Source organism: Streptomyces sp. NPDC055078 (assembly GCF_053607985.1).
Window position 1 is genome coordinate 1 of record NZ_JBSGUP010000255.1, and the last position, 10,758, is coordinate 10,758.

The window sequence follows — 10,758 nt, forward strand, 5'->3', positions numbered from 1 at the left end:
GTGGCAAGTGGGGCCATCGCCGCAGCGCGTCTCTCGACCATCTTGGCCGAGTCGTAAGCGCTGCAACCGCGAGTCGCCTCCGGCGCCTGATCACGCTCGACCAACCGTCACGACAGGAGATCTCCTCATGAGCTTTGCCCGCGACCTGCAGGCGTCGGCCTGGGACGCCGAGTGCCGACATGACCTCGACCGCCTGCTGGACCACTTTCTCCCCGACGCCACATTCCACGCTTCCGGTCAGCCGCCCAAGCAGGGCCACGCCGCGATCCGGGATCTGACCGAAGAGTTCTACCGGTCGTTCCCCGACCTCGAGATCGACATCCTGGGCGACTGGGGCGAGGGCGAGACGTCGGCCGTGATCGAGTTCCGGGCCCGTCTGACGGACCCGGAGGGCAACCGCTACGCCCTGGAGGGCGTGACCATCGTCGAGATCGAGGCCGGCAAGTTCAAGAAGGTCCGCTACTACGAGGATGCGGCAGTCCCGGTCGCGGATTGAGCGGTACTTCAACACCGGGAAGGGCAGCGTCCGCATCGGACGCCGCCCTTCCTGTTCTCAGGCGGTGCGGTACGGGCTACTGGCCGTCGGGACTCGTACTCCACAGGGTGTACACCTTGCGGATCGTTTCGCGGATGTCCCAGGTTCCGCGCCAGCCGTCCGGGGCCACGAGCACAACGCCTGGCCGGATCTCATGAACCGTGCCATCTGCGCTCGTGATCGTACCCTCGCCGGCCACGAAGAACATCAGCTCCGTGTCACCGTCGCGCGCGGAATCAAAACGCCCGGGGGTGCACTCCCAGACCCCGCTACGCCCTCCCGAGTCGCTGTGCAGCACGTGCACGGACTCGACCGGGGTACCCGCGAGGGCGGATGTGCGCGGACCTCGCACCGGCAGGGCCAGTGATTCCGGCGCGGCGTCGTAGACGATCGCCGGGGACGGGACGCTCTTCACGCGCTGACCGCGGCGCGGGGGCCGATCGAAGCGATCCGCGGGCCGACCTCGCGCCCGAGCAGCTCAAGGTGGCGCCGGTAGGTCTCCGGGTCCAGGCTGAAGTCGTAGGTGAACGACAGCAGGGCACCGACTCCTCCGAGTTCCTCGTTGACCTGAGTGATCTTCTCGACAACCGTGTCCGGGGAACCGATGAGGAAGAAGTGGTCGACCATCCAGTCGAGCGTCAGCTCGTCGACGCTCATGCCGGGGCCGACGAGCAGCTCTCCGAGCGCATACGGTCTGCCGCCGCGGTCGCGGACCGCGCGGAACGTCGGGAGCACAAGCTCCTCCCACGTGCGGCCGGCCGGCCCCTCAAGGAACAGCCGCCGCGCCTCCTCGTCGGTCTCGGCGACGAAGACGTCGCGCATGACGCGCCAGTTCGCGCGATCCGGCGTGCGGCCTGCCTCGGTCGCTGCCTCCGCGTACGTCTCCCACTGCTTGCGCAGTACGTGCATTCCAATCTGCTGGCTCATCGGCGAGAAGCCGCGTCGGCCGGCGTCCACGAAGGTGGGTGAGGTGGGCTGGACTCCGGTCATCATGACTTCGGGTCGCGGGCCCTGGAAGGGCTTGAGGTGAGGGCCGTTCCACTGGTCGGAGTACGCCGGCATGTCGACGGTCCAGAACTCGCCCTCGATGCGGAACGGTCCCGGGCGGGTCCAGATCGCGTCGATGATGTCGAGGGCCTCGTCCATCATCTTGGCGTTGCCCGGTCCCACACCGAACAACTGGCCATCCGTGGGGAACGAGCCGGGTGCGAAGCCTGCGATATAACGTCCGCCTGTCATGTGGTCGAGGTACATGAGCCGATGGGCGAGTGCGACAGGGTTGTGGTAGGGCAGCAGGTGGGCGGCGGCGCCCAGCCGAAGCCGTTCGGTCTCGCGCGCGGCCGCGGCGATCATCAGGTCGGGCGCCGGGCTCGGTTCGTGTCCGATGGTGTGGTGCTCGGCGAAGAAGAGCTCGGCCAGGCCGTACTCGTCGGCCCATCGGGCGACCTGAAGGTCCCACTCGATGACCTCCTGCAGCGTGCGCCTGCCGGCGACGTACTCCTGGGCATACGGCGGGCTGAAGAATCCAAGATCCATGGCTTAGCCTGGTTCCCTTCGACGGTCGGATCACATTCCTTGCACCATCGGGGAGAGCGGCGGCCCTCAACAACTGACGCCAACCGCAAGCGTCCGGCCTTTGCCTGTCGACGCATACAGGCCCTATCCATCCGGCTAGTCCACCCTTAGTGGTCTGTATCCACACACAATGGTGTGCCCTGAGGGACGCCGGGACACTGACCGCCATGACTAATCGACTCAAAGGCAAAACTGCGCTGGTCACCGGGGCCTCACAGGGTCAGGGAGCGGCGCACGCGGAATTGCTCGCACGTGAGGGTGCACGCGTTATCGCTACGGATGTGCTCGACGAGCAGGGCGAGGCGTTGGCCACACGGCTTGACGCCGAGGGCCTGAAGGTCGTCTACCGGCACCTCGATGTCACGTCCGAGAAGGACTGGGGCGCAGTCGTCACCGGAGTCGACCCCACGTGGGGCCAGATCAACGTGCTCGTCAACAACGCGGGTATCAGCTCTCCGGCTGCCGTCGCCGATATCAGCTCCGATGAGTGGAATCGCGTCGTCGCGGTCAACCAGACCGGGGTGCTGCTGGGCATGCAGGCCGTGCTCCCGGGGATGACGGCCCAAGGCTCGGGGTCGATCATCAACATCGCATCGTCGTGGGCCCACCGGGGCGGCACGGAGAACGGGTTCATCGCCTATGTCGCGTCGAAAGCCGCAGTCCTGGGAATCACCCGGAACGCCGCGATGAACCTCGCCCGGCACGGGGTTCGCGTGAACTCGGTGTCGCCAGGATACGTCCGGACGGCGCAGGTCGAGCATTCGGAGAGGACCGAGCCCGACCGGGTCGCAAATGACGTGGCGAAGATCCCGTTGCGACGCATGGCGCGCCCCGCGGAAATCGCCAAGACAATCGCCTTCCTCGCCTCGGACGAATCGTCCTACACCACCGGTACCGACTTCCTCGTCGACGGGGGCATGAACCTCACCTGACGTCACACCGGCCGCCGCGCAGGTGAGGACGTGTGCCGCGCCCCGAATTCCCGGGGCGCCAGGCCACCTACAACACAGCCGATGAACAGGGAGAACCGCGCATGACGCCGGATCGCCGTTCTGCGAACTCGCTCACCCGCCGAAGACTGCTCCAAGCGGGAGGGGCGACAGCACTCACCCTTGCCGGAGGGGGTCTCGCCGCCTGTACCGGATCCGGGTCGGACACCGGGCAGGAGGGCCAGGGCGAGCAAACCCCCAGGCGCGGCGGCACGCTGCGCGTCGGCGCAACTTCCGGCGGCAGCGCTGACACACTCGACGCCCAGAGCCCCCTCACCACGATGGACTTCCTCCGGGCGGGCGCTCTTTTCGAACAGCTCGTCCAGATGAACGCAGAATCCGGCGCGCCGGAGATGGTGCTCGCCGAGTCCATCGAGGCCAACGCCAAGGCGACCGAGTGGACCATCCGCGTCAAGCCGGGCATCACTTTCCATAACGGCAAGGCACTGACCGCCGCCGACGTCCTCCACTCGCTCCGGCGTATCGAGAAAAACAAATCCCCCGGGCTCATCACCATGGGCCCTCTCGACCTCGCCGCCGCGCGCGTGATGGACCAGCGCACGCTCCGTATCCCGTTCGACGCACCGTACGCCATCTTCCCCGAGGGTCTTGCCGGGGTCTTCGCCACACGCATCGTGCCGCAGGACTACGACCCCAAGAAGCCCGTCGGGACCGGGCCGTACCGGTTCGGCTCCTTCACCGCAGGCCAGGAATCCAGGTTCCCCCGGTTCGACAACTACTGGAAGAACGGCCAGCCATACCTCGACGAGCTGGTGATCATCAACTTCGCCGACGAGACAGCGCAGGTCAACGCGCTGCAGTCCGGTCAAGTCGACATCGTCAACCAGCTTTCGTCCACCTCCGTCAAGCTCGTCGAGTCGGCCGGCGGCAGGGTCGTCGTCTCGAAGACCCGCGGTTTCGTACCGTTCACGATGCGGGTGGACCAGGCGCCGTTCAAAGATGTCCGCGTGCGTCAGGCGTTGCGCCTGCTCGTCGATCGCAAGGAGTACAACGAGCAGGTCTTCGGCGGCCTCGGCGCCATCGGGAACGACACATTCGGCGCAATCGACGCTGCGTACGAAGGTGCTGTCCCGCAGCGCGAGCAGGACCTGGCCCAGGCCCGTTCACTGCTGCGTGCCGCCGGGCAGACGGACCTGCAGGTCGAACTCTTCGCATCGGCGATCGGCCCGGGCGCGTTGGCCGGCGCCAGCGTATTCGCCGCGCAGGCGGAGAAAGCCGGCGTGCGCGTGAGGATCCGCACACAGGACCCCACCCAGTTCTTCTCCCAGTCGTACTCGAAGGTCCCGTTCGCCCTGAGCTTCTGGAACGTCGGCTCCTACCTGACCATGGCGCAGCAGGGTATGGCCAAGGACGCGCCGTTCAACGAGATCCATCAGACAGACGCGCTCTGGCAGCGGACCTACAACAGGGCACTGGCAACCGCGGACCCGGCGGTTCGCGGTGAACTGGTCCAGGAACTCCTGAAGTTCGACCACGAGCAGGGGGGCTACATCATCCCGGTCCACTTCCCCGGTATCGAAGGCATGGCTTCCCGCGTGGGCGGGGTCACCGAGAACGTCACCGGCCTGCCGATCAACGGCAGCAGCTGGCAGGGCGTCTGGCTCCGGGGGTGACCATGAGCGCTGAACAGGCCCCACCTACCAGCGGCACGCGCGTCACGAGTGTGCCGACCCCGGCGCCCCCCGAGTCATCCAGGGCTCGGGCGGCTCACCCCGTACGCCGCATGCTGTTGTGGCGCGTCCCGCTGGGGCTCCTGTCGGTTGTCCTCGTCGGGATCCTCACCTATCTTGCGACCCGAGTGCTCCCCGGGGACGCGGCGGCTGCGGTGCTCGGGCAGCACGCGACCCCGCAGGCGCTCGCATCACTGCGAGCGGAACTCGGGCTCGATGAGCCCCTCGTGTCCGGCCTGTTCTCCTGGTTCGGGGACTTCGTCAGCGGCAACTACGGTAACTCGCTGTCCACCCGCGAGCCGGTATCCGAGCTCGTGATCCCGCGCCTGGTGAATTCGGCGGTACTGGTCTTCGTTGTCGCACTGACGTCGACCCTGGTCGGTATCGTCACCGGCGTGCTCGCGGCACACCGCCGGGACGGCAAGCTCGACACTGCCTCGTCCGTACTCGCCCTGATCGCCAGTGCGCTGCCCGAGTTCGTCGTGGGCATCCTCGTGATCTTCACGTTCTCGATCGGGCTGGTGGAATGGTTCCCGGCCACGTCCATCATCGCGGCTGACGAGCGAATCTGGGACCAGCCGAGCAAGATCGTCCTTCCTGCCCTGACGCTGGTCATCGTGACCGCGCCATACATGTTCCGCATGGTACGGGCCGCGACGATCGAGGCGCTCACCAGCGACTACGCGGAGGTCGCCCAGCTCAAGGGCGCCAGTACGAAGAGGCTTCTGTTCCGTCACGCCCTGCCCAACGCGATCGCGCCGGCGATCCAGGTCTTCGGCCTGAACCTGCTGTACCTGGCGGGCGGGATCGTGCTGGTGGAGACCGTCTTCGGATTCCCGGGGATCGGACTCGCGCTGGCCGGTGCCGTGCAGAACCGCGACGTCCCCGTCCTGCAGTTCATCGTCGTCCTGCTGGCGATCTTCTACGTCACCCTCAACATACTCACGGACCTGCTCGTGCTGCTCTCGACCCCGCGCCGACGCGCGCCTCGGTGACTCATGTCCAAACACCCTTCCCCTTCCCCCGTCATCGGTACGACCACACCGGTTGCCACTGCCAAGGTCAGGAACAAGGGCGCGATCGTTCGCGTCCTGGGAGCCGCGCTGCGCACCAGGCGCGGGCAGGTCGGCGCCGGTCTCACACTCTTCGTGCTGGCGATCGCGTTCCTCGGCCCGCTCACCACCGGGTCACCGACCCAGTTCGTGGCACCGCCGTTCTCCAACTCGGCCGGCGCGCTGGGGACCGACGTACTCGGCCGCAGCGTGCTCCACCGCGTGCTTCACGGCGGCCAGCGCCTGATGCTCCTGGCTTTCACCGCCACGGCGGTCGCCGTCGGAACAGGCGCGGTCATCGGCGTCGTGGCAGCTTATCGCCGAGGCTTCGCCGAGAATCTCCTCATGCGCGGCGTCGACGTCGTGCTCGCGATCCCGCAGATGGTCTTCGCGCTGCTGTTGCTCAGCCTCGTCGGGCCTAAGTGGTGGCTCCTGATCCTGGCGGTGGGCCTGTCCCAGGCGCCGCAGACCGCGCGTGTCATCCACAGCGCCGCGCAATCCGTGTGTGAGCAGGACTTCGTCAAGGCGGTGGCTGTCTGGGGCATGCCCATGCACTCCGTCCTCAGGAGACACGTCCTGGCGAACCTGACGACGCCGCTCATGGTGGAACTCGGGCTCCGGCTCAGTTACACCATCGTCCTGATTTCCGGTCTGAGCTTCCTCGGATTCGGCTCGCCGCCCCCCGCACCCGACTGGGGCGTGATGGTGAACGAGAACCGGATCGGGCTGGCTTTGACCTGGTGGGGCGTGCTGGCCCCAGCGGCACTGCTCGCCCTGCTCGCAGTCGGGACGAACACCTTCGCCGACGCGATCGCGCGGGCCAACCTGGGCGAGACCCGGGGTGAGGACACGGTACTCAATGCCGTCGCCACCACCACGACCGAGGAGTCGAAATGACCGGAGATACGCTCCTCCGACCGGAAACACCCCGACTCCGCGTCGACGGCCTCGGTGTCGTGCTGAGCCGCTCCAGAACACCTGTCGTCCAGGACGTCACCTTCTCCGTCGCCGCCGCGCAAGTCATGGGCCTGGTCGGCGAGTCCGGTTCGGGCAAGAGCACCGTCGCCCTTTCGCTCCTGGGTTACGCGCGGCGCGGGTTGACCATCGCCGAGGGCACTGTGGACATCGCCGGCACGAGCATGCTCGATCTGCGGGGCACCGCACTGCGGAAGGCCCGTGGCAAACTCGTCGCCTACGTTCCGCAAGACCCTGCCAGCGGCCTCAACCCCGCTCTGAGGCTCGGCTACCAACTGCGCGAGGCGATGCGCATCCACGACGAGGGCGCCGAATCCGAGGCCATTGAGGACCGCATCGCCGCCCTGCTCGAAGAAGTGCGGCTGCCCGCCACCCGCCAACTGCTGCGGAGCTACCCGCACCAGGTCTCGGGCGGGCAGGCACAGCGGATCGCCATCGCCATGGCCTTCGCCTCCCGACCGCGGCTCGTCGTGCTCGACGAGCCCACGACCGGTCTGGACGTCACCACGCAACGCCACATCCTGCAGACGATCCGGCGACTCGCCGCAGCACATGACGTGAGCGCTGTCTACGTCAGCCACGACCTCCCGGTCGTGGCCGAGATCGCCGATGACGTCGCCGTCATGTACGCCGGGCGGCTCGTCGAGCACGCGCCCGCACCCGCGGTCTTCGGCGGTGCCCGCCATCCGTATACCGCGGGGCTGCTGCGGGCGGCGCCGACACCTGAGCGCGCAGGCGTCCTCGTCGGCATCGAAGGCCGCCCACCACGGCCGGGGCAGTGGCCGGCGGGCTGCGCATTCACCGAACGCTGTGCGGTCTCGACCGAGAAGTGCCAAGAGACCCAGCCGCCGCTGGAGCCTGTGGGCCAGGGGCATGTCGCGCGTTGCCACCACCCGGTGAGCGGGAGCGACTCGCCCTCTGCTCCAGCATTCGCGCCACCCGGGCCGAGCACAGGCAAGGGGACGGGCGCCCTGGAGGTCGACGGGCTGTCCGCCTGGTACGGCGCCAAACCGACATTGCACGATGTGCGCTTCACCGTGCCGGCGGGAAGCTGTCTGGGCATCGTCGGCGAGTCCGGTTCGGGCAAGACAACGCTGGCGCGCTGCCTGGTGGGCCTGCACTCCGCGTGGCAGGGCTCGGTCGCCTTCGACGGACAGCGGCTGGATCCGCGGGTACGCCACCGCCGGCCGGAGGAACGGCGTCGAATCCAGTACATCTTCCAGAACCCGCACGCCTCGCTCAACCCACGGCTGTCGGTCGGCGAGAACGTCCAGGAGCCGTTGCGGTACTTCGAGCACCTGTCGCGGTCGGAACGCCGTCGGAAGGTCGGGGAGGTCCTCGAGCAAGTCGCGCTCGGAGCGGACCTGGCCAACCGCATGCCCGAGCAACTATCAGGCGGTGAGCGGCAGCGCGTCGCGGTCGCCCGCGCGCTGATCGTCGACCCCGAACTGCTGATCTGTGACGAGATCACCTCCGCGCTGGACGTGTCCGTACAGGCACTGCTCATCGAGCAGCTGCGTGAGCTCCAGCACGAGCGCGGTCTGACCATGGTGTTCATCACTCACAATGTCGCCGTCGTGCGCAGCATCGCCAAGGACATCATGGTGCTGCAGAACGGGAACGTCGTGGAGTCCGGCGAGGTCGAACGCGTGCTGACGCGGCCCGACCACCCATACACCAGGCAACTACTCGTCGACCTGCCGCGATTCGCCGACGCGGCGGTGGCCCGATGAGTGGGAGGGCGCGGCCGGTCGGCTGCATCGCGGACGACATCACCGGTGCCACGGATCTCGCCAGCGCACTGGCGGCACGCGGGCTCGACACCCGCCTCGCATTCGGCAGCGCGGCGGTAGCGGCTGACGGCGGAGACGCGGTCGTCGTCGCCCTCAAGATCCGCAGCGTGGCCGCATCCGAGGCGCGTGCGGCCGCAACCAGGGCCGCGGAAGCACTCCTCGCCATCGGCGCCGAGCAGCTGTTCTCCAAGTACTGCAGCACGTTCGACTCCACGGCCGACGGCAATATCGGTCCCATCACCGACGCCCTCATCGACGTGACAAACGCACACCGCGTCGTGCACTGCCCCTCGTACCCGGCCAACGGCCGGACGGTCTACCTCGGACACCTGTTCGTCGGCGACGAGCTGCTCAGCGAATCCCCACTGCGTGACCATCCGCTCAACCCCATGCGTGATCCGCAACTGCCACGAGTGCTCGGCGAGCAGACCAGGCGCGGTGTGGCGCTGGTGCGGCTGCCCACGGTCGAAGCGGGCGCGGACGCCGTCATCGCATGCCTGGCGGAGATCGCGCGTCACGACACGGACACCCACCACGTCATCGCGGACGCCGTCCGGGACACGGACCTGGAGACGATCGCGAAGGCTGCGGCGGCCGATCGGCTCGCCGCCGGCGGGGCCGCGTACGGCGCCGCCTTCGCCCTGGCCGCCCTCGCCCGTTCCGGGCCCGTGCCGCCCGCTGACGGGCACCGGCCGATGCCGCCCCCCGGAGCGGCCGCCATCCTTGCCGGGAGTCTCTCCCGCGCGACCCGCGAGCAAGTGCGAGCCTTCGACGGGGCGAAGCTGTCTCTGGGAATCAGCGACCTTGTCGACAGCGACGCCGCCGTGCGCCGATCGCTCGACTTCGCCGGCCGTCGCCTCTCTGACGGCCCGGTGCTGATCACCACTGACCACGATGCGGCCAGTACCCCGACAGCCGTCAGCGGGCCAGGACCTGCGGACGTCTCACGCCGGATCGAACTGACCATGGGCCGCATCGGGCACGCTCTCGTGCAGCTCGGCGTTCGGCGGCTTGTCGTCGCGGGAGGTGAAACCTCCGGAGCGGTGGCGGAGGCGCTCGCCCTCGGGTCGGCACGCATCGGCCCTGACATCAGTGTCGGCGTCCCATGGCTCGTGGACGAAGAGCGTGAGCTCGCCCTTGCTTTCAAGTCGGGGAACTTCGGCGGACCGTCGTTCTTCCGCGATGCGCTGCAGGGGGCCGGACCATGAGCTTCGACGACGCTCTCAGGGCCCAGGTGGTGCAGCTCGGCGCTGCCCTGTACGACCGCGGTCTGACCCCCGGCCGGACGGGGAACCTCAGCGTCCGAAGGGACGGCGAGATCATGATCACACCGACGAATGCCTGCCTGGGCCGACTCGATGCCGAGCGACTCGCTGTGACGTCGATCGACGGCGAACACCTCGCGGGCGACCGGCCGTCGAAGGAGCTGGTCCTGCACCGGGCGCTCTACCGGAGCCATCCGACATGCACCGCCGTGGCCCACCTTCATTCAACCTCCGCAGTCGCCGTCTCATGCCTGCCGGGCCTGCGCCCCGAGGACGCTCTGCCCCCCATCACGCCGTATTTCGTCATGCGTGTCGGCCGACTCCCCTTGATCGACTACGCGGCGCCCGGGAGCGACGCGCTCAACGAGCACGTCACACGGGCGTCGCAGCAGTCACGTGCGCTACTGCTGCGCAACCATGGGTCGCTCGCCGCCGCGCTGACGCTCGAGAGCGCGGTCGACGCGGTAGAGGAGATCGAGGAGACGGCGCGCTTGTACTTGCTCCTGGAAGGTCGGTCAACGGCGTATCTGGAGGACGAAGCCGTGGCGGAGCTGCACCGCCGCTTTCCTTCGACCGGGTAGAGGCCGCGCCTCCGACATACAGGTCACCATGGCGGCTGCCCTGACCCTCACCGCCCCCGGGCTCACCGGTCCGTCGGTGAGCGCCGTGGCCTCGTCCAGGACCACGATCGACGGATTCTTCAGCAGCAGCCGGGCGAGCGCGAGCCGCTGGCGTTCACCTCCGGAGAGCCGCAGCCCACGGTCGCCGACGAGGACCCTTACGGCGTAGCGGCCCGGGATGCGACGGGCCACCTCGTCCTGTCGCTGCTGGCCTTCGCCGCCGACACAGCCGCCGACACACCCGCCTTCGCCGGGCAACTCGG

At 68.2% G+C, this 10,758-nt stretch carries 11 protein-coding genes; 8 read left to right on the forward strand and 3 right to left on the reverse strand.

The annotated features are described in order from the left end of the window. Positions 1-127: 127 nt before the first annotated feature. Complete coding sequence (locus ACWF94_RS21355) at positions 128-496, forward strand: nuclear transport factor 2 family protein (RefSeq protein ID WP_453490548.1); 369 nt, start codon at positions 128-130, stop codon at positions 494-496. Between the two features lie 76 nt (positions 497-572). Here ACWF94_RS21355 and ACWF94_RS21360 read toward each other — a convergent pair whose 3' ends face one another. Continuing rightward, entirely contained in the window at positions 573-950 is a 378-nt protein-coding gene (locus tag ACWF94_RS21360) for a cupin domain-containing protein (RefSeq protein ID WP_453490551.1), read from the reverse strand. Beyond that, positions 947-2,071, reverse strand: a complete 1,125-nt coding sequence (locus tag ACWF94_RS21365) for an LLM class flavin-dependent oxidoreductase (RefSeq protein ID WP_453490554.1) — start codon at positions 2,069-2,071, stop codon at positions 947-949. Before ACWF94_RS21365 ends, ACWF94_RS21360 begins: the two co-directional genes overlap by 4 nt. A gap of 206 nt (positions 2,072-2,277) precedes the next feature. Between ACWF94_RS21365 and ACWF94_RS21370 the strand changes: the two genes are divergently transcribed. From ACWF94_RS21370 to otnC, 7 genes are all read left to right on the forward strand, one after another. Then, complete coding sequence (locus ACWF94_RS21370; RefSeq protein WP_453490557.1) at positions 2,278-3,042, forward strand: SDR family NAD(P)-dependent oxidoreductase; 765 nt, start codon at positions 2,278-2,280, stop codon at positions 3,040-3,042. A 32-nt stretch (positions 3,043-3,074) separates the two neighbouring features. Next, entirely contained in the window at positions 3,075-4,733 is a 1,659-nt protein-coding gene (locus ACWF94_RS21375; protein ID WP_453490560.1) for an ABC transporter substrate-binding protein, read from the forward strand. A gap of 110 nt (positions 4,734-4,843) precedes the next feature. Further along, entirely contained in the window at positions 4,844-5,785 is a 942-nt protein-coding gene (locus ACWF94_RS21380; RefSeq protein WP_453490562.1) for an ABC transporter permease, read from the forward strand. Positions 5,786-5,788: 3 nt separating this feature from the next. Next, positions 5,789-6,739, forward strand: coding sequence for an ABC transporter permease (locus ACWF94_RS21385; RefSeq protein ID WP_453490565.1), 951 nt, complete (start codon positions 5,789-5,791; stop codon positions 6,737-6,739). Then, positions 6,736-8,550, forward strand: coding sequence for a dipeptide ABC transporter ATP-binding protein (locus ACWF94_RS21390; RefSeq protein ID WP_453490568.1), 1,815 nt, complete (start codon positions 6,736-6,738; stop codon positions 8,548-8,550). Before ACWF94_RS21385 ends, ACWF94_RS21390 begins: the two co-directional genes overlap by 4 nt. Continuing rightward, complete coding sequence (otnK, locus tag ACWF94_RS21395) at positions 8,547-9,818, forward strand: 3-oxo-tetronate kinase (protein ID WP_453490571.1); 1,272 nt, start codon at positions 8,547-8,549, stop codon at positions 9,816-9,818. Before ACWF94_RS21390 ends, otnK begins: the two co-directional genes overlap by 4 nt. After that, on the forward strand, positions 9,815-10,456 hold the full coding sequence (gene otnC, locus ACWF94_RS21400) for a 3-oxo-tetronate 4-phosphate decarboxylase (RefSeq protein WP_453490574.1): 642 nt from the start codon (positions 9,815-9,817) through the stop codon (positions 10,454-10,456). The genes otnK and otnC overlap by 4 nt, the downstream gene beginning before the upstream one ends. Here the strand turns inward: otnC and ACWF94_RS21405 are convergent. Next, positions 10,391-10,758, reverse strand: a 368-nt coding sequence (locus ACWF94_RS21405; RefSeq protein ID WP_453490577.1) for an ATP-binding cassette domain-containing protein, incomplete at its 5' end; no start/stop codon positions are given. The two genes, otnC and ACWF94_RS21405, sit on opposite strands and share 66 nt — an antisense overlap.

Bases quoted from the DNA above. Each gene is read 5' to 3' on its own strand.
- otnK (WP_453490571.1), top strand. From the start codon at position 8,547: ATGAGTGGGAGGGCGCGGCCGGTCGGCTGCATCGCGGACGACATCACC.
- ACWF94_RS21390 (WP_453490568.1), top strand. From the start codon at position 6,736: ATGACCGGAGATACGCTCCTCCGACCGGAAACACCCCGACTCCGCGTC.
- ACWF94_RS21370 (WP_453490557.1), top strand. From the start codon at position 2,278: ATGACTAATCGACTCAAAGGCAAAACTGCGCTGGTCACCGGGGCCTCA.
- ACWF94_RS21355 (WP_453490548.1), top strand. From the start codon at position 128: ATGAGCTTTGCCCGCGACCTGCAGGCGTCGGCCTGGGACGCCGAGTGC.
- ACWF94_RS21365 (WP_453490554.1), bottom strand. From the start codon at position 2,071: ATGGATCTTGGATTCTTCAGCCCGCCGTATGCCCAGGAGTACGTCGCC.
- ACWF94_RS21380 (WP_453490562.1), top strand. From the start codon at position 4,844: ATGCTGTTGTGGCGCGTCCCGCTGGGGCTCCTGTCGGTTGTCCTCGTC.
- ACWF94_RS21385 (WP_453490565.1), top strand. From the start codon at position 5,789: ATGTCCAAACACCCTTCCCCTTCCCCCGTCATCGGTACGACCACACCG.
- otnC (WP_453490574.1), top strand. From the start codon at position 9,815: ATGAGCTTCGACGACGCTCTCAGGGCCCAGGTGGTGCAGCTCGGCGCT.